16 protein-coding genes are annotated in these 19,437 nt (G+C 57.6%); 11 read left to right on the top strand and 5 right to left on the bottom strand.

Annotated elements, in window-relative coordinates; translation table 11 throughout:
• The first annotated feature begins 82 nt into the window (after positions 1–82).
• Entirely contained in the window at positions 83–553 is a 471-nt protein-coding gene (locus tag AC2D8U_RS16370; RefSeq protein ID WP_484620149.1) for an Mpo1 family 2-hydroxy fatty acid dioxygenase, read from the top strand.
• 186 nt (positions 554–739) lie between these two features.
• A complete protein-coding gene (locus AC2D8U_RS16365; protein ID WP_484620148.1) occupies positions 740–1,219 on the top strand; it encodes a DUF1097 domain-containing protein in 480 nt (159 codons plus the stop codon).
• Between the two features lie 76 nt (positions 1,220–1,295).
• Here AC2D8U_RS16365 and AC2D8U_RS16360 read toward each other — a convergent pair whose 3' ends face one another.
• Positions 1,296–2,090 (bottom strand): phosphotransferase family protein, encoded by a 795-nt coding sequence (locus AC2D8U_RS16360; protein WP_484620147.1) that lies wholly within the window; start codon positions 2,088–2,090, stop codon positions 1,296–1,298.
• An 83-nt stretch (positions 2,091–2,173) separates the two neighbouring features.
• Entirely contained in the window at positions 2,174–2,710 is a 537-nt protein-coding gene (locus tag AC2D8U_RS16355) for a lipocalin family protein (RefSeq protein ID WP_484620146.1), read from the bottom strand.
• Between the two features lie 172 nt (positions 2,711–2,882).
• On the opposite strand from AC2D8U_RS16355, the gene AC2D8U_RS16350 reads away from it, so the two are divergent.
• The 7 genes from AC2D8U_RS16350 (at position 2,883) to AC2D8U_RS16320 (ending at position 12,572) form a co-directional block, all read left to right on the top strand.
• Positions 2,883–3,731 (top strand): endonuclease/exonuclease/phosphatase family protein, encoded by an 849-nt coding sequence (locus AC2D8U_RS16350; protein ID WP_484620145.1) that lies wholly within the window; start codon positions 2,883–2,885, stop codon positions 3,729–3,731.
• 50 nt (positions 3,732–3,781) lie between these two features.
• A complete protein-coding gene (gene cls, locus AC2D8U_RS16345; protein ID WP_484620144.1) occupies positions 3,782–5,242 on the top strand; it encodes a cardiolipin synthase in 1,461 nt (486 codons plus the stop codon).
• 78 nt (positions 5,243–5,320) lie between these two features.
• Positions 5,321–6,523, top strand: a complete 1,203-nt coding sequence (locus tag AC2D8U_RS16340) for a histidine kinase (RefSeq protein WP_484620143.1) — start codon at positions 5,321–5,323, stop codon at positions 6,521–6,523.
• A gap of 13 nt (positions 6,524–6,536) precedes the next feature.
• A complete protein-coding gene (locus AC2D8U_RS16335; RefSeq protein WP_484620142.1) occupies positions 6,537–7,076 on the top strand; it encodes a response regulator transcription factor in 540 nt (179 codons plus the stop codon).
• 864 nt (positions 7,077–7,940) lie between these two features.
• On the top strand, positions 7,941–8,630 hold the full coding sequence (locus AC2D8U_RS16330) for a zinc metallopeptidase (protein WP_484620141.1): 690 nt from the start codon (positions 7,941–7,943) through the stop codon (positions 8,628–8,630).
• A 532-nt stretch (positions 8,631–9,162) separates the two neighbouring features.
• Positions 9,163–10,686, top strand: coding sequence for a phospholipase D family protein (locus tag AC2D8U_RS16325; RefSeq protein ID WP_484620140.1), 1,524 nt, complete (start codon positions 9,163–9,165; stop codon positions 10,684–10,686).
• Between the two features lie 428 nt (positions 10,687–11,114).
• The gene (locus tag AC2D8U_RS16320; protein ID WP_484620139.1) at positions 11,115–12,572 is read left to right on the top strand and encodes a hypothetical protein; all 1,458 of its coding nucleotides are present in this window, start codon (positions 11,115–11,117) and stop codon (positions 12,570–12,572) included.
• A gap of 126 nt (positions 12,573–12,698) precedes the next feature.
• On the opposite strand, the gene AC2D8U_RS16315 is transcribed toward AC2D8U_RS16320, so the two are convergent.
• Both AC2D8U_RS16315 and AC2D8U_RS16310 read right to left on the bottom strand, forming a co-directional pair.
• Complete coding sequence (locus AC2D8U_RS16315) at positions 12,699–14,762, bottom strand: TonB-dependent receptor (protein WP_484620138.1); 2,064 nt, start codon at positions 14,760–14,762, stop codon at positions 12,699–12,701.
• A gap of 175 nt (positions 14,763–14,937) precedes the next feature.
• Positions 14,938–15,285 carry a zinc ribbon domain-containing protein YjdM gene (locus AC2D8U_RS16310; RefSeq protein WP_484620137.1) on the bottom strand — a complete coding sequence of 116 codons (348 nt, stop codon included), beginning with the start codon at positions 15,283–15,285 and terminating at the stop codon, positions 14,938–14,940.
• Positions 15,286–15,907: 622 nt separating this feature from the next.
• Between AC2D8U_RS16310 and AC2D8U_RS16305 the strand changes: the two genes are divergently transcribed.
• Entirely contained in the window at positions 15,908–17,104 is a 1,197-nt protein-coding gene (locus tag AC2D8U_RS16305; protein ID WP_484620136.1) for an alginate export family protein, read from the top strand.
• Between the two features lie 252 nt (positions 17,105–17,356).
• On the opposite strand, the gene AC2D8U_RS16300 is transcribed toward AC2D8U_RS16305, so the two are convergent.
• Positions 17,357–17,698, bottom strand: a complete 342-nt coding sequence (locus tag AC2D8U_RS16300; RefSeq protein ID WP_484620135.1) for a hypothetical protein — start codon at positions 17,696–17,698, stop codon at positions 17,357–17,359.
• A 585-nt stretch (positions 17,699–18,283) separates the two neighbouring features.
• On the opposite strand from AC2D8U_RS16300, the gene AC2D8U_RS16295 reads away from it, so the two are divergent.
• Positions 18,284–19,426, top strand: a complete 1,143-nt coding sequence (locus AC2D8U_RS16295; protein WP_484620134.1) for an iron-containing alcohol dehydrogenase — start codon at positions 18,284–18,286, stop codon at positions 19,424–19,426.
• Positions 19,427–19,437 lie beyond the last annotated feature (11 nt).

The following is a 19,437-nucleotide window of genomic DNA, read 5'->3' as shown; positions in this document are numbered from 1 at the left end:
AGCAAAAGTGTCATTGGATTATTTGCTCTAGCTGCTTTAGGTTGTGATCACCATCACCCATTGGCCTGCAGGGAGCGCGCCCATGATGCACAACACCATTGAACAGTGGCTCGATGCCTACAGCGTCAGCCATCAACACCCGATCAATAAGCTGATCCATTGGATCTGTGTCCCCGCCATCATGTGGACGGTGCTGGCCCTGCTGTGGGGCGTCGCCCTGCCCCAGGCGCCCTACGCCAACCTGGCGATGGTGCTGATCCTGGTGAGTCTGGCCTTCTACTGGCACCTCTCCCCCAGGCTGGCCCTGGGGATGCTGGCCGTAACGGCGATCCAGCTGACGCTGATCCTCTGGCACCAAAGCAGCCTGTCCCTGCCCCTGTGGCAAACGGCCCTGGCCATCTTCCTCCTGGCCTGGATATTCCAGTTTATTGGCCACATGCTCGAGGGCGCCAAGCCCAGCTTCTTCGAAGATGTGCAATTTCTGCTGATCGGCCCTATCTGGCTGCTGAGTTTCCTCTATCAAAAGCTGGGGATCGCCTATCGGCGAGACTAACCGGGCACGGTTCATGGACCGATCGAGTGCCTTTCAGGAGGGTGTGATCTTTGCCTCACTCCGCCCCTGCCCTGCGCCACCACCACTGCTTCCACTCATGAGTTTGTGAGCCACTTCACGCCATCGGCCACCGCAAGTCGTTAGAGTGCGTTCTTTCGCAAGATCGCCAAACGAAGGAAGTTCATCATGAGTACGCTGTTTGCCATCGCATTAACCACGGGGATCCTCTCCGGCGTCTGGGGCTGGCTCTCGGTTTCCCTGGGACTGCTGACCTGGGCGGGCTTCCTCGGCTGTACCAGCTACTTTGCCTCACCCGTTAGCGGGGCCAAGGGCCTGGGACTCAGCCTGGCGGCCAACCTCTCCGGCGTGTTCTGGGCGATGATGATCCTGGCTGGCTCCGGCTTCCTGTCCGGCGAGTTTGATAACTACCTCTTTACCGCCCTCGCCGGTTTCCTGATGTGCATCCAGTCCCGGCAAAAGCTACTGGCCTTTATCCCCGGCACCTTTATCGGCTGTTGTGCCACCTTTGCGGCCAATGGCGACTGGGCCGTGGTGATCCCCTCCCTGCTGATCGGCGGCGTCTTCGGCTACCTGATGCAGACTTCAGGCCTCAAACTCAAACAGTGGAGCCAGCGCCCTGCGGCTCTGAACTCCGCCACCTCCTGAGCACCACCCAGCTCCCGGCGGGATCCGGACCCAAGCGATCCCGCCAGCCCCACGCGCAACCCTGCTCTGGCTTGCCCTAATCCACCCAGTCGGCATTCGCCTTCAACCAGGGCAGATACTCCCTCTCGAAGTACGCCATATACAGCGCCACCCGGCCATTGCCACGACGGTGCAGCAGGTTGACCACCTCGAGTACCAGATAAGCGATCCCCACCAGCACCTGGCGGGTCAGGACGTCCAGGGAGAGTCGAGGCTGAGTCACACACTCCAGGTAACCGGCGCAAAAGTCGCGGATCTCCTGGCCAGGGGGAAAGCCGATGATCAAGGAGGCCAGATCCATGGCCGGCGACGCCAGGCCGAAGCGCTCCCAGTCAAACAGCACCCACTGGCCATCGGCGCGCCGACCCCAGTTGCCGATATTGCTGTCACCGGAAACCGCAGCCAGGGGGGCAAACAGGCCGTGTCGCGCCCGCCAGTAGGGCGCGATAGCCTGGCGCAGCGCGGCGCGCTGGCGGCGGGGAAAATGCCCGATGGCCGCCTCCCGATCCGGTGCGCTCCAGTGAAACGGAAACACTCGACCGGGATCGAGCCGCACCGGGTGCTGATGCAAGGCAGCCAGCGCCCGGCGCAACGCCGGGTCCCGCCACTCCTCCCTGTGCGCTAACTGGGGCAATCGCTCTATCACCAGAGTGTGCGCGTCACAGTGCAGCAGTTTGGGGATCGCCAGGCCACTGTCGTCCAACTGGGGGGCGATCTGCTGGTAGAAGTAGCGCTCCACCGTATCCACCGGCAATTTGCTGATCGCCGCCTGCTGTCCCCATTGCCGGGCCTGTACCACGGCATTGCCCATCTGGGCCAGATCCTCGTCCATGAACTTACCCTTAACAGACTGATAAGATTCACGCTAAAGGCAAAGTGTTGCAGGCACAAGCACCGCAGCACTCGAGGCCAGCGTCAGGGCTCAAGCCAGATCAGCGCCTGGGTATCGAACCCCAGCTCGTCGGCTCGCTCGAGGAAGCGCGCCTTGACCGAGTCGGGGATCTCCGGCGTCCGGGCCAGCAGCCAGAGATAGTCGGTGCTGTTGCCGCTGATAAAGGCGTACTGATAGTGCTCATCCAGTTCAAAAATAATGTAGCTGCCATAGAAGGGACCGAAGAAGGAGACCTTGAGGTGGGCGGTATCCGGCTCGCCAACGAAATAGGCCCGCCCCTCGGCCTCACTCGAGGTGCCTTCGGTGGCATTCAGTCCTCGATTGATCACCCTGACGCCACCGTCCTGCCTCATGCTGTAGGTGGCCGTCACCGAGGTGAGGCCCCGCTCAAAGCTGTGATCCAGCCGGGCCACCTCGTGCCACTGGCCCAGGTAGCGTGCCAACTCAAACCCCTCCACCGGCCGGATCCCATCCGGGATACCGGTACAGCCCGACAGGAGGATCAGGGCAAAACCTATCGCCCCGTTTTGCCTGCCCTTCCAATTTCGGATCCACCCCATCCTGGCCTCCCACTCATTTTGAAATCCTTGACTTCTCAAGCTTAACCATACGAGCCACCAGGAAAAAAGATCAACTCAATCCATGGGCTCAACCTGTCCCCCCTGGGGCGTCGCTTGCGCCGCTCCCCCGGCCAGCGTAATCTGGCTCCCTATCTTCCTGGGAGAGTGCACTATGAGCATTGGCAAGTATTGGCGCCTGATCGTCCCGACCATCATGGTCTCGATGCTCACTGCCTGTCCCAAACCGGTGGCCAGCCCCCAGGTGCAGCAGTTAGGGGATTACGCCCACGACGCGATGGCCAGCCAGCAACTGGTGCTGCTCAACTGGAACATCTACAAACAAACCGATTCCCAGCATTGGCAACAGGAACTGGCCGAGATCCAGGCGCAGTATGCCCCCAACCTGCTCACCCTTCAGGAACTCAACCTCGGCAGCACGCCGCCTTCCCTGGGAGAGGGCTTCGGTATCCAGTTCTCCCCCAACCTCAGGCTGGCCAATAACGAGTACGCCGGGGTCGCCACCGCCAGCCTCAGCATGCCGAGCAACAGCCAGGCCTACCTTTCGGTCGTCAAGGAGCCGGTACTGGGCAGCAGCAAGGTGTTTCTGCTGTCCGAGTTTCCCCTGGACGGTCGGGACGAGACCCTGATGCTCATTAACATCCACGCCATCAACTTCGTGGGTAACAACAACTACCAGATCCAACTGGCCCAGCTAAGAGACAGCGTGCTCGCCCATGATGGCCCCCTGCTGCTGGCCGGTGACTTCAACAGCTGGAATCCAGGTCGGGTATCCCGCTTGCTGCAAGTCGCCGAGCAACTGGGCCTGCGCAGCGTTGACTTCCCTCAGCCCGTTTCGACCTTTATGGGCCAGCCCCTGGATCATGTGCTCTACAGCCCCCACTTCCGGGTCGATGAGGCGCTGACACTGACGGATTACACGGCATCAGATCACCACCCCATGCTGGTGCGCTTTACACTTTCCCTTCCAGAGCACGATTTTCCCCATCGCCCCTTGTCCTAAGCTAAGACATGACTTTAAATTACTGAGCTTTCGGTTTTTCTAAGGTTGAGATGGACAAGTTTTATCAGCTGGCTGGCCTGATCGGTGTCGCCCTGTACTGGCTGGTCGTGGCCGGTGTCTCCCTGCGCGTGATGCTTAAACGCCGAACCGTTGGGGTGTCCGCAGCCTGGCTACTGGTGATCTATATCCTGCCCCTGTTCGGTGTCGGGCTCTACCTGCTGATCGGTGAGCGCAATATCGGCCGGGCCCGGCAGGCACGGGCCGAGTCCATGAGCCCCGATTATCGCCAGTGGTTTGCCGAGTTGGAGCGGCGTCATCGCCAACATCAGGGCAACATGGGCCCCCATGCGCACCCCATCCACAACCTCTGCTTCAAACAACTGGGGATCCCCAGCACCCTGGGGAACGATCTGACACTTCTGCAAACCCCAGAGGCGATCTTCGCCAGCCTGATCGACGATATTCGCCACGCCCAATCCACCATCCAGATGGAGTTCTACATCTGGCACCCAGGCGGACACGCCGATGAGGTGGCCCACCACCTCATCGCCGCGGCACAGCGTGGCATATCGGTCCATGTATTGCTGGATGCCGCCGGCAGCCGGGAGTTTTTTAACAGCCATTGGCCCAAACGCTTCACCGACGTGGGCATCGAACTGCGTCAAGCCCTGTCGGTCAACCCCCTGCGGATGTTCTTCCGCCGTATGGATCTGCGCCAGCATCGCAAGATCCTGGTGATCGATCACCAGATCGGCTACAGCGGCTCCATGAACCTGGTGGATCCCAGCTGTTTCAAGGTCACTGCAGGTGTGGGCCAGTGGGTCGACGTCATGATCCGCCTCACCGGACCGGCCGTCACCTCACTGGCGGCCATCCATGCCTGGGACTGGGAGCTTGAAGGCGGGCAACGGGTCCTGCCCCCGCTTCCCGAAGAGGACCGCCTGCCCGACGAAGCCCATATGCACGATACCCTGCAGGTGATCCCCTCGGGCCCAACTCAACGGGAAGGGGTGATCCAGAAAGTGCTACTGCTGGGGATCTACCACGCCCGGGAGCAGATCACCCTGTGTGCCCCTTACTTCGTCCCCAGTGAGCACCTGCTCGAAGCCTTGATCACCGCGGCAGAGCGTGGGGTGCGGGTGGAGCTGATCCTGCCGGATAAGAACGACTCCTTGATGGTGGGCTGGGCCAGCCGCTCTTTCTTTACCGAGCTGCTGCGCGCCGGCGTGACGATCCACCGCTTCCAGGGCGGGCTGCTCCATACCAAGGCGGTGTTGATCGATGACGATCATTGCCTGGTCGGCTCGGTCAACCTGGATATCCGCAGCCTGCTGCTGAATGACGAGATCACCCTGGCCCTGGACGACGAACAGTTCTGTGGTGAGCTGGCCACCCTGCTGACCCAATACCGCAATGACTCCTATTCACTGGATCTCACCCTGTGGCAACAACGCTCCTTGCGCAAAAAACTCACCGAGCAGTTCTTCTACATGTTCGCCCCACTGCTTTGAAAACATTAGAGTATTTGTACTCATCCGAAGGTCAACAAGGTGTTATGATCGAGTCAACGCACTGAAAAGGAGCCTTCCGTGCCTGTCGATCCAACCCTCGCACCAGCCCACCACCCCCTGTGGTGGCTACGTCTGCTTGGCCTTACGTTTAAGATCCTGCTGATCGCCGGCAGCGGCGTATCCCTGGGCCTGACCCTGACACCGCTTCCCCTGTGGATCTTCATGGGCCTCGAAGCCCTGATGCTGTTGCTGATCTTCCGCAGGGAGCGGGCCGACAGACCCAGCCTTCCGCTGTTTGGCCAACTGGTGATGGACACCCTGCTATGGAGTGGCTGGATCTACTTCTCCGGCGGCGCGACCAATGCCTTTGTCTCCCTGTTGCTGATCCCCGTCACCATCGCCGCCGTCACCCTAAAACCCCGCCCCGCCGTGGTGATCGCCCTGCTGGCCTGCGGCGCCTACAGCCTGATGCTGCTGGCGGTGCCAAGCCAAGGGCATATGCATAGCGACCAAATGACCGCCCACTTCATCGGCATGTGGCTGAACTTTCTGATCAGTTGCCTTGCGGTACTCACGGTCGTGGCCCTGATGGCCCGGCGCCTTCGGCAACAGGAGCGGGAGTTGTCACACCTGCGTGAAGCCCAGTTGCGGCATGAGCAGTTACTGGCACTGGGGACCACCTCGGCCCAGCTGAGTCATCAACTGGCCACCCCACTGGCCACCCTGCAACTGCTGCACGAAGAACTGCACGAGCAGCAGCCGAACGACCCCCTCGTCGCTCAGATGCAGGCCCCACTGCAACTGTGCCAACAAAGCCTGGATGGCCTCAGGGAGACCGCCAGTGCCATCCACTCCCCCATTCAAGAGGGCTCCTTTAGCGCACTGCTGACTCAACTTGGGGATCAGCTTCAACTGCTTCGCCCACAGATCGAACTGGAGCTGGAGCTGCCCGCCATCGACAGCCGATGCAGCCACAATGTGGCGCTCAAGGCCGCCTTGCTGGCAATCGCCGATAATGGCGCCATCGCCACCCTGAAAAACCAACAGACCCGAATGCAGATCCGGGGCGAACAAGCCAACGAGGGGCTGGCCATCGAGATCGAAGATCGAGGCATAGGGCTGGCCAACACCGAACCGGCATCCCAGGGACTGGGGATCGGCCTGATGCTCAGCCAGGCCAGCCTGGAACGCTTCGGCGCCACCCTGGCTCTGCTCCCAGCCGAGCGGGGCGGTGTGATGGCGCGCATCGAACTGCCCTCCCCCATCCCACAACCGGTTTAACAAGGAGATCAGTATGTCTTTAGGCTCAGTGCTACTGATTGAGGATGATCCCCTGTTTTCCCAGGTGCTCAGCCGACGCCTTGCCCGCCAAGGCTTCGACGTCAATCACAGTGACAACGCCAGCGACGCTCTGCTGCTGGCCCGGCGACTTCAGCCCTCCCACCTGCTGATCGACATGAAACTGGGCCAGGACAGTGGCCTGAACCTGATCGCTCCATTACGCCAACTTCTCCCCTCGGCCCGCATCGTCCTGCTCACCGGCTATGCCAGCATCGCCACCGCGGTAGAAGCGATGCGCCACGGCGCCGATAACTACCTGGCCAAACCTGCCGATACCCCGACCCTGATGGCCGCCCTGACCGATAACGCCAACCCCACGGCACAGGAGGCGATCCCCATGCACCCCAAACGGCTGGAGTGGGAACATATCCACCAGGTGCTCCATGCCAATCAGGGCAATGTCTCCGCCACCGCTCGCCAGCTCGGCATGCATCGCCGTACCCTGCAGCGCAAACTGCAGAAGAAACCGGTGGCCGAAAGCCTGTGTCAGTAAAGCGATAACCAGCGCCAGGGAAGCAGACGCAGCTTCCCAGGAGTACGTGAGGCCAACCTCATCGAATGGCCGCAACGGCGCCAAAAGCGGCCATTGAACTTGAATAACAATGTTTGGGGTAGGTTAGATTAGCGAGCGCTCTTTTCGCGTAATCTGACATTGAGATCTCGGATCGGACCGATGATCCCGTGCCAATAGCGATGCCGCTATGTCAGATTACGGCGGATCACCCCTTTTCGTTTTGGCCACTTTGGTGCGCGCCTAATCTAACCTACGTCTGGGTAATGCGTACAGGTGCTCAATGACTGCTCCGGGGCGTCCAGAGTCATTGGTCGTAGCTTGAGCCGCGCGTAATCATTGGCCCATTGAACAGTTCGCAACTCGTATATCGTAACTCCAAAGGGGCGGAAGCAGCCTTAGAACTCGATGCCCCACCGGCTTCTTCGCCGACTTCGAGGACGATGCCAGCACTGGCGTAGCGAATTGCAAGGAGACACTGAAGGAAGCGATTTCGACAGGTTTGGTGTCACGCATCGCCGCAGTGAAGGCAAAGGGGGGTGTTGGGGGGCGAAGCCCCACTCTCTTCAACGAGCTAAGCTGCCGTCGCCAGCGCGACCACCCAAGTTGGTGAACCGCAAAAGCTCCACGGCGTCAGCCGTCCACCACATAGTGAGTGATGGCCCCTTTGTGGCGATTTTTGCCCTTCAAAGCACTGAGTTAATAGGTTTTACTGGTACTGGCCAATCACTGCCACACTTTTGCGCCACATTGTGAAGCAGGACCCTCGTCAGCAAGCATCTGCTGTTCATTTCTATGCGTACAATAGTCAGCAGTCGCACAAATGCTCATTACATAGTGATTTAAATGCTCTGGATAATCCTATTACTCATAATCGCACTCTGCGTCTTCCTGCCGGGTCTGTGGGTCAATCATGTGATGGCAAAGTACAGGCAACCGGAAGACCGTTACCGTAAGCAGGGAAGCGGTGGTGAACTTGCGCGCCACCTGCTGGACCGCTTCGACCTGAAAGACGTCGTGGTAGAGGAGACCCCTGTCGGTGATCATTATGATCCGGTCGCTAAGGCTGTGCGTCTTACGCCGGCAAACTACTCAGGATACTCACTGACAGCAGTGACTGTAGCCGCCCATGAGGTGGGGCATGCCATTCAGGATTCACGTGGCGAATCCTTATTCCTGACGCGACAGAAACTGGTAAAGGCTGCTGTGGTCGGCGAGCGCATTGCCGGTATGATGCTAGTGGCTGCTCCGCTTGTCCTAATGCTAACCCGTCTGCCGCAGGCGGGAGCCTTAACGATACTGATTGGCATTGTTTCAATGGCACTAAGTACCTTGGTGCACCTGACGACCCTTCCTGTAGAGTTCGATGCCAGTTATAGCAAGGCGCTGCCGATCCTGAAGAAAGGCGACTACCTGCATGACGGTGATCTGAAGCATGCGGAGATAATTCTTAAGGCGGCAGCGCTGACCTATGTCGCTGCCTCGCTGACCAGCTTGTTAAACTTGGGGCGATGGGTCGCGGTGCTCCGTCGGTAAGGTTCAAGGGGTTCAAGGGGTCAGAGTCATTAAAATCCCCAGTGACTCCTTTGTGGCAAAACCTGCCCCGGAGAGATCTCGAACCGATCACGTGGTTCCGTGCGATGAGCGCCGTCGTTTCGAACGAAAAAAAGCTGAAGCTTAGAGGTGCAGTTCACCGGGCTGGGTGTGATGGCCCTCCCTGCGCCCTGTGGGGATTTATTCTTAACGCCCAGTTTGGTCATGCCGAAGGAACCTACAATGATCTCGAATCGGCGTTTTCCAATACTTAGGCTGAGGGGCCGCTCAAAAACCAAACGCCCTTGGTTGGTTTTCTCTCAAAGGCGCTTGGCCAGGTTGCGTTAACGACGAGACTCAAGGAGGATCGCGGGTTAGCCTTGGTTCTTTCGTATCGGCCAATTGATCATCCGAGCTCTGGTTCGTACAACGGACAGACTCACTGGGTTTCGGACCAGCTACCGGAAAGGCCAACCCGTTTCAATGCGAACAGCACCAAACCATGTTTATCAACCTCAACAAGGAAATGTAGCCAATGCGTGTGCTACAACGCAGCAGTCTCTTCGCCATCGTCATCGCATTCCTCTCCGGATGTGCATCTTTACCCTCCCAAGTCGACCACCCGAATGGTTCCGCTGCCGCGGCGCCATTGAATACGCTCCTGGAGTCGAAGGATCGCTCGCATCATGATCAGGGAATGAGTTTAGTTGCACTGCAAGATACCGGATGGGATGCGCTCGCACAGCGCCTGGCGTTGATTGAAACTGCCCAGCACAGCATTGATATCCAATATTACATTTGGAACTCCGACCCCTCTGGTCAGTATCTATTTAGTCGACTGATTGCGGCGGCGGATCGGGGGGTTCAGGTTCGACTGCTGCTTGATGACATCAACGTCGACGAACGAGAAGACTTGCTGACAACGCTGGATGCACATCCGAGTATCGAGGTTCGGATCTTTAACCCCATTCCGAGCCGCCGCGGGGTGCTGAAATGGCTCAATGTGCTTGGGGACTTCTCCCGACTCAATCGTCGTATGCACAACAAAACCTTTACCGTGGATGGCACCGCGTCGATTGTGGGTGGGCGTAATATCGGCGATGAATACTTTGACCTGTCCGATGAGATCAACTTTCGGGATCTCGACGCCCTCGTGATTGGCCCTGTGGTTGCGGATGTTCGGGCAAGCTATCTTGAGTACTGGAACAGTCCCTGGTCCTATCCTGTCAATCTACTCGGCGGCACTGCCCATTCAAACCTATCCAAATTGACGCTTACGACTGCGCCGGTCTATAAAAATCATCCCGCTCTACCCGAGGGGAGTGTGGCTGCTAATCGATTCCTAAAAGCGTTAATGGATGACATGACTTGGGTCAAAGCCGATTACGTTTCAGACCGGCCGGTTCCCGTTGATGTAAAAGACAGCGACGAGCCCAAAGCGACGGCCCAGATCTTAGGTAAGCTTGCCCAACAGGCTAAAGACTCGATTTTCATCGAGTCAGCCTATCTGGTTTTGGATGACCGCCAGCTTGATAAGGTGCAGCAGTTAACGAATGGCGGCATTGAGATCAAAGCCCTAACGAATTCGATGGCCTCGAATGATCTGCTCACCAATCACTCGGGCTATGCGGGTCGACGCAAGGCGATCCTTGCCCATGGCATGGCGTTATTTGAATTGAAGCCAGACACAACCCTGTGCGGGCAATCCACCAAAGACGTCGCCAAGTGCGCGCCACTGGCAGCCTATGGGTTACACAGCAAAGCCGTGGTGTACGACGACCAGATCGTGGGTATTGGATCGTTTAACCTTAATCTTCGCTCAACCTATCTGAACACCGAATCCGTATTGCTGATTGAAAGTGAAACACTGGCCATCGACCTTGCTGGAAAGATGGCCGAGGCGATGGATGAAGCGCACAGTTGGCACCTGAAGCTCCAGCACAATCAGTTGCATTGGTATTCGGGAGAGTCAAGCTGGACCAGCGAACCGGAAATAGGACGATGGCCGCGAGCCAAATCGCGCTTGTTACAGCTCTTACCCATAGAAAAGTATCTTTAGGTTCAAGGGGGCAGAGCCTGAGGTATCTCAGTGACTCCTTTGTGGCCAAGGTCATTCAGTTCGAGAAAAATGCCTGCCGTAGGTCAGGCGAGCGCTCTTATCGCGTAACCTGACATTGAGATCTGGGTTCAGCCGCTATATCAGGTTAAGGCGCATCGATTTTTTTCGTCATGGCCAAATAGGTGCGCGCCCTGACCTACGCCGAGGGGTGGTGCACAAAGATCTCGACCCGATCTCGTGGTTCCGTGCGCACTGGTAGTGCGCAAAACGTTGAGCCTCGCAGGTGCTCGCTATCAACGAACTGGGGAGGAGCGTTTCCCTTGCTCAGGCCCCATGAAGCCATTGAGTACAGTAATAAAAGTCAACCAACACAACGTGCTAAACTAGAGTCACGTTCATCGGCTAGCGCTCTGAAGTTTTGAGGTTACGTGTCAAAAATTATCGTTAAGCGAGAGGAAGCACTATCCCTTAAGTTTGTTCACCAGATGAAGACCGGCGATCAACGTCGGCTCGATCTCTACTTCATGTTGCCCAAAGAGATGGGCGTCAATCCGCAAAGTCTGGCCGCCGAAGAGTATGCCCACAGCGCCATTGCCGGACGACGCTCCTATTACTCAACGGGGCTGCACCTGCCCCTGGTACAGGGTCGCTTCGTCAGCCTGAACAAACGCACCGTCGAGGAGTTCCGACTCTACCTGAACCTGTTTGCTTACCAGTTTGCCACCGCCATTGAGACGGACTGCAAGGAGTTAGCGCAGATCAAGGATCTCGACCAATATTACGCTGCACTCACCGAGCTTTGTGACATCGTCGCCCAGTTACTCAAGAAGTTTCGACGCAATGAACCCAGTGAACCGAACTGGAAACACTACTTCGAAAACGCCGACAACTACCTCTCCTGGTTTTGCGAGCAGCGCCTGCTCAAATTACTCTCCCATGCGCCACGCAGCAGTGAATACAACGATGCGGTCGAACAGGCAGTCACGCTCTGCCGCGCCGAGAGTCGCTATCGTGACGGCAAAAACTATAACTCGGAGCAAACCCAAAGTGATCCCAACCGGATCTCCAACAAGATGCTCCTGCTGCGCCGATTGATCCAACAGGGCGTCGTGCTCAAGGAAGAGGTGAAAACCTTAGGGGTGGGGCTGAAAAAACTCACGACAGGGGTCACCACCGGGATCATCATGTTGTTCGTCTCCGCCCTGATCATCAAGGCGCAGGGCGTCCTGAGCGGTTTAACCCTGGCCCTGGTGCTGACGCTGGCAGTGATCTACGCCTTTCGCGAGATCTTCAAAGACGACATTCGTAATGCATTATGGCGGCGGATCCAAAAGGGTCGACCCAGATGGTCTCGATTCCTGAAGGACACCACCAGCCAGGCCATTATCGGTCGCCAGTTGATCTGGATAGACTTTATCAAGAGTAAAGATCTCCCCAACGGCGTCCGTGACATATTGAAGCGTCGCCACAGCCAAAATAAGGTCGATGCCGATATTCTGCACTATGGGATCAGCTCGCGGATCGCCCAAAAAGAGTTCTTAACGGGCTACTCGACCATCCAGGAGCAGGTTAACTTCAGTCTCGTACCCTTTGCCCGCTACCTGGAGCGGGGTAAAGCGAAGATCTATAAAGAGTCCGAGGGGAAGATCAGCAGTGACTCGGTGGAACGCCGCTACCAAATTAACCTGGTACTGATGTTACGAGAGAATCGTCAGCCCCCGCGTTTTGCACGCTATAAGATCACCATGAACCGATCCCAAATTATTGAGATCTCAGAAAGCAAACTCCCGGAAGGGGTTGCCCCGATCGAACCTGAGCCTGAACCACAGGTCGAGCCCGCCCGCCCCCCTGAGCCCCAGAGCGCAGAACCATTGAAACCGGCCTAGTGGCCGCTGCCAGACGCTCGCCCAGGGCAAACTCAGCACGCCGTCAGCTTACGCGGCCTTGCCGCTACGCCAACCAGCGAAGTCCGTTGGCACTGGGGCGGAGCGCCAACACACTCGGCCGCAGGGTTAAAAGCGATAGCTGGCCCCCACCCAGGCGTTGAGCCCGGCCCCGGGCAGGCGTTCACCCAGGTTCAGTTCACTGCCATCTGGGTGCACATCGCTGGCAGGGAGCACCCGGTTATAGCCACTGAGGTGGTCTGCATACTGGCGATCCAGCAGGTTCTCCACCCCCGCCTGCCACTGCCAGCCTTGCCAGCGGTAGCCCAACGTCAGATCCAGCCGTCCATAACCGCTGCTGGTTTGCTCCAGTTGAGTCTGGGACACTCGGTCCTGACCCGCAACGGCAACACCATGCAGGGCCGCACTCCAGGGGCCGTTATGATACTGCAGTCCCATCCGGGCCGAAGCCGGGGCGATGCGATAAAGGTTGTCGTCGATGTCCCGCCGTTTGGCCCGGACGGCATTGGCGTTGCCCTGCAACGACCATTGGGCCGACCACTGCCAGGCAAAGTCCAGATCGACGCCGTAGATCTCGGCATCGGTATTGGCAAACACCAGGGGATTGCTGTCACCCGACATCATGGTGGCCAGCGTGCGGGAAGTGGGATCGCCCAGCGGTACTCCCTGGATGTAGTCGTCGATGCGATGGTAGAACGCCCGCGGCGTCACGCTCAGGTGGTCTAAGAGGAAGTCCAGCCCCAGCTCCAGCTGGTAGGCGGTTTCCAGGTCCAGATCGATCTGCCCCACATAGGTTCGGCCATCGGCCAATCCCCCGGTGGATTGCATCGGGGTCCAGAGGTAACGCTGCTGGTAGCTGGCACCATTTTGCTTATGGCCCAGCTCGGCGATCACGGCCCACCCTGAGTTCAACGGATAACGCCCCTTCACCACAGCGTCCACGCCCCAGTCATTGACGTCGCGATCCGCCAGGTTAAAACGGCGGACCAGTTCAGCGATCTCCGGGTTCATCATCGCCATATGGTGGCTGACCTCACCCGCATCGCTGGCATAGTGCTTGGCACGAAGCCCCCACTGCCACAGCCCGTCGCCCAACCGGCCATCCTGCTCGACAAATACCCCAAAACGCTGATCGCTCACCTCGTTGAAGTTGGTGACATAAAACTTGGGATTGCCCGGCGAGGTAATGGTGCTGTCATGACGGCTGGCGATGCCATCCAGGCCGAAGCGGATCGCGTCCCGGCTCAGCATCAGTTTTAACTGCCAGCTGTCACTGGTGGCGGTGTTGTAGCGGGGGCTTGCGGTCGCCATCAAGGGGCGCATCTGCTCGTTGCCCATGCCATGGCGGGCGTCCGTATAGCCCAACTGCCAGTCAAGTCGCCAGTCCGCCTGTGCCAGATCATGCTGACCATAGAGGTTGATGCTGTCGGTGCGGATATAGTCGATGTCCATCGGCAGGGCGGGCGTGCCTGCATCCCGGGTTTCAAGGTGCTGGTAATCCAAACCCAGGTAACCCTGCCCCAGGCGAATACGGTGATCCATCCCGGCCACCCACTTGTCATAGGCGGTTGGGCGAAGGCGTCGGCCGTCGCCATCCTTGAGATCCTCGCCGCTCAGCCAGTCAGCGTAGAGCAACGACGCCAAACGCTTGCCACCATACTGCACCCGGGCCTGACCATTGAGCCGCTCGCCATTGCCTTGGTACTTCGCGGCCACCTCTCCCTGCACGCCCTGATCGAACTCGGGCCTATGCCACTGTACCGTCACGGCGCCCCCCAGGGTGTCATTCCCCTGGCTGACCGACGCGATCCCTCGGGACAGGGTGATGCCGTGCAGGCGTGACATGGCGGCGTAGCTCAGCGCCGGATCCATGGCATTGGGACCGGCCCCGACCACCTGGCTGCCCCCCAGGCTGACGTGAACCCGATCGCCAAACAGGCCCCGATACTGGACGATGGGCGTTAACGGCCCATTGCCATTGGCAGCTGTGCCCGCCAACTCGGGCAACAGGGCATCGGCACCGACCAAGGGTGCGGTTGGGCTGACCTGCAAAACGCTATCGGGATAGAGGCCGTTGCCCCGCACCTTGATGACATCATCAACGACGGTCTGGGCGGTGGCTGCCCCGGACCCGGCACAGATCAAAGCGATACAAACAGGGGAGATTTTCATTAGGCTGAGTAACAGGTTAACAAGGGTGTCGTCACTACAACCTAATCCATCCTCCCAGCCCAGCCCTCCCAGGCAAACTGCGACACTGTGTCGCATTAACAGGCGAGTCCGTTTACGCCGGACACAACGAAAAAGGGCACCCCTCAGGGTGCCCTTTTCAGCGAAGTACCGGGGTTCAGTCGGCTTTCTTCACAAACTGGGATTTGAGACCCATGGGGCCAAAGCCCGGTACCTTGGCGTCGATGTCGTGATCGCCATCCACCAGGCGAATGTTTTTCACCTTGGTGCCAACCTTAACAACCGAGTTGGTGCCCTTGATCTTGAGATCTTTGGCAATGCTCACGGTATCGCCGTCCTGCAGGATGTTACCGACCGCGTCCTTGACGATCTTCACTTCCTCTTCGTCAGCGTCGGCCGTCGCGTCTTTGGACCACTCGTGGGCACACTCAGGGCAGACGAACATGGTGCCATCTTCATAGGTGTATTCGGAGTTACATTTCGGGCAGTTCGGCAAACCACTCATCTTGATACCTTTCTCTCAATTGGGTCGGCTTCGCACCGGCGAAGCGGATAAGCGCGGCATAATGCCAGAGTCCTGCAAGTATTGTCCATTTCCACGGGGCTGCACTGTGGTCCGGGCCAATAAAGGCTTGGCCTTCACGCCCCTATTGGCCATCACCCAGGCCCTAAAACGGCTTCCTCCCGTATCCCCTGCTCCAGTTTGCCCCATCGCCGCCCCACCAGGGTGCAGCACATCGCCAACACAACCAAACTAAAAGCTACATCTACTTGATTTTAGGTTCTTTTGTCATGTTGGCACGAACCTGGCTGACACAGATGACTCTATGGCGGGACACCCAGGTTACGCATCCAGTGGCTCTGTGGCCTGTTAAACAGACCAAGTGGACTCGGACAATGAACCGAGATCTTTGATCTGCACCGGGTAAACAGGCAAATAATTTACACCTTTCGTGTTGCCAGCTTGTTACCATTTGACCGTTTCCACTGGCAGGCGGGGGGTTGCTCTGGTCCCATCGTCGCCAAGATCAGAGGAGTCAAACAAAAACACTTTCGCACTCGACTGAGTGCGCCGTTTCAATGACAGCTCTGAAGCAGTTTTTTTATACGTTTCAAGGAAATGAAGCATGACAAAACGCAAACTTATCGCCGCGTGTGTAATGGCTGGCCTGGCACCCCAGGCCTTTGCTGAGGTACAAACCCTGGCAGATGCCGTATCTCAGGGAACCACCCAGCTGGATCTGAACCTGCGTTACGAACACGTAAATCAGGATAACGGACTCCAAGATGCCGACGGCCTCACCCTGCGCACCCGCCTGACCTTAGAGACGGCCCCTCTTTATGGCTTGTCGGCGCTGGTGGAGTTTGAAGACTCCCGTAACGCCTTCGGCGTCGACAACTATGACGACAAGATCGGTAAAAATACCGGTATCTACTCGGCGATCGCCGATCCCAATACCACGGAATTGGATCAGTTTGCCCTGAAATACCGCCGCGGTGATTTTGGCTTTACCGCCGGGCGCCAGGTACTCACCTTTGATAACCATCGCTTTGTCGGTCATGTGGGCTGGCGTCAGGATCGCCAGACGTTCGATGGGATCCGCCTCCATGGCACTGTGATGGAAGCGCTGGAGCTCAACTACGCCTACCTGAGTAAGCGCAACCGGATCTTCGCCGAAGCGAAAGACATTGATGCCAAGGATCACCTGATCAACGTCGGTTACGCCCTGCCCTTCGGCAAACTCAGCGGCTACGGCTATCTGCTGGAGCAGGACAGCAAGATCAGCAACAGCCTGGATACGTACGGCATTCGCCTCGATGGCAGCACGGTACTGGGCGACAGCAAGCTGATGTACCAGGCGGAATACGCCACCCAGGATTCCAAACTGGCGGGCACCAGCTTCGATGCCGATTACTATCTGATCGAAGCGGGATATGGGGCCTTTGGCCTCACCGCCAAGCTGGGTTACGAGGTTCTGGGCTCCGATGGGGGTCAATATGGATTCAGTACCCCCCTGGCCACCCTGCACAAGTTTAACGGCTGGAGCGATCAGTTCCTGACCACCCCGGCTCAAGGGCTCACCGATCTCTACATCTCACTGGGTGGCGCATTGCTGCAGGGCAAGTGGGCGGTGATCTACCATGACTTCGATGCCGACAAGGCCAGCAATGGCGTGGATGATCTGGGTGACGAATGGAACCTCTCCTATGTCACCAAGGTGGCCAAGCATTACACCCTGGGGGCCAAGTTCGCCAGCTACAGTGCCGGTGACATTAAGGCCGATACCGACAAGTTCTGGCTCTGGGCCAGCGCCGCCTTCTAGACAGTATAAAAATACATAGAAAAAGGGGCCGGTTGGCCCCTTTTGATTATGCCTTACGGTGTTTAACACAGCGACCCAACGCAGTGTGAGTGGCCAAATCATCAAGGTGTTTTATTTCCTAAGCTTGAGCCCACAGAACCTTTCTGGTTCTAAGCATCAAAAAGACAGATCACCTTGAACTCATAAAAAAAGACTGTAATTCAATCCTTTTTCAGATATCGGAATGCGTTTACCAATATATAAGTACACGCACTATTCGTAGCTTGCTTCTTCATGCTCTGAATAATCCAGCTCTGGCTCTTCAACGGGCAATATTGCGACAACCGCATAGTAATTGCCTTTTTTATCCTCAACCATATCGACATTGGCCTGGGTGCAGATCTCTGCCGCGTTGCCGTCATTGACCGTATCTTTGAGGCGGATCCCTATGTAGTTGGCAATGATCTCACAGTCTGGATTGTAGCCACCAGAAAGGTAGTGCTTCAGAGTGTTGTTGCCGGTGATTTTCTGCTTGGCTGAGTGATACTCCCTCATCAAACTATCCGCAGCTTTAGTGGCCTTTTTCAGCTTTCCGTAATCGATCACAGATCCCATCTCAGTTCTCCTTAACTCAGATCCAATTCGTGTATCTTCCTGCTTCTTTGCAAATGGTTTTCTCGACGAAACTAGGTTCGCACTGGCTGCAAACGGCAACCACGAAGTGAATTTAGTTCACCCCACTTGTTCTGCCAAACATTTTGCCAAAGTCGCAGAAAGTCTCCTTGTCCCCGGCGCCCGAAAGATTCCGCCTCTAGGCCGTTGTCGCCATCTGAATATCTTCTCGCATCCCTACTGACGGATAATCGTAAAAGGGCCAATACCCCTGTGGGTTAGGGCTCCTTGAGTCGATCTCAATCATCGGCCAGAAGCGCCCCTGCCACCGTCTGGCCATACTCCCGCTGCCTGGGCCTGGCACACCTGAAACCGTGCCGTACCCTTCCCCCGATGGCGAAAATTGGTGTAAATCAGAAATCGATTCGAACATAAACGCTAAGAACTACGCATTGTGAAAAAAGCGCCCTGGCTCACTGTATCGAACCACCACAACAGGGCAGGATAAAACAAACCCTTTTTTTGAATGAACTAGGATAGGGATCTTCTCTTCGCATCCTTCCAGTTACAGACCATGGAGTTGTCATCATGCAGTTCACCTTCCATAACCCCACCCGCATCCACTTCGGTAACAACCAGGCTGCCCAGATCAGCAGGGAGATCCCACGGGATGCCAAGGTCCTGCTGCTTTATGGCGGTGGCTCCATCAAGAAAAATGGAGTGTACGACCAAGTGCTCAAGGCGCTGGAGGGATTCCACTGGGGTGAATTTTCCGGGATTGAGCCCAATCCTTCGGTGGAGACCCTGGACAAGGCCGTCGCCTTGATCCGGGCCGAAGGCTACGACTACCTGCTGGCCGTAGGCGGCGGCTCTGTGATCGACGGGGCGAAATACATCGCCGCAGCGGCCCTTTATAACGGTTACGGTTGGGATATTCTGGAGGGCAAATACAAGGTACGCCAGGCCCTGCCCATCGGTGTGGTCCTGACCCTGGCAGCCACCGGATCCGAATCCAATGCCGCCGCCGTGGTCACCCGCACCGCCACCCATGAGAAACGTTCTTTCTACGCCCCGGCCGTTCACCCTCGCTTTGCCATCATGGATCCCGCCGTGCTGGCCTCATTGCCGGATCGCCAGTTGGCCAACGGGATCGTCGATGCCTTCGTCCATGTCTGTGAGCAATACCTGACTTATCCCACAGGCGCCATGGTCCAGGACGGCTACTCCGAGGTACTGCTGCGCAACCTGTGCCAACTGGCCGCCCAGTACGATCGTCGTCACGAATCCCAGTGGCAGGAAAACCTGATGTGGACCGCCAACCAGGCCCTGTCCGGCCTGATCGGCGCCGGCGTTCCCCACGACTGGGCCACCCATGCCATAGGTCACGAATTGACCGCCCTGTTTAACCTGGACCACGCCCAGACCCTGGCCGTGGTTCTGCCCGCCCTGCTCAAGGAACTGAAAGTGGCAAAGCAGGCCAAGTTGGAGCAGATGGGACGCAACGTATTTGGCCTTGAGGGCAGCCACCTGGCCGATCGAACCATCCAGGCGATGGAAGATCTGTTCCACAGCATCGGCGTCAAGACTCGCCTGTCCGAGTACGCCATCCGGCGCAATGATGTGGTAACCCAAATCGTTCCCGCTCTGGAAGACCACGAGATCCTCCCCCTGGGTGAACAACGTGTTATCGATCTGGCTCGATGCGAAGCCATCCTGCTGCGCGCCATCTAAGCGTCCCAACG

The organism is Ferrimonas sp. YIN67, from assembly GCF_057219095.1.
Note: the sequence above shows the minus strand (reverse complement) of the source record. Positions and strands in the feature narration are given on the sequence as shown.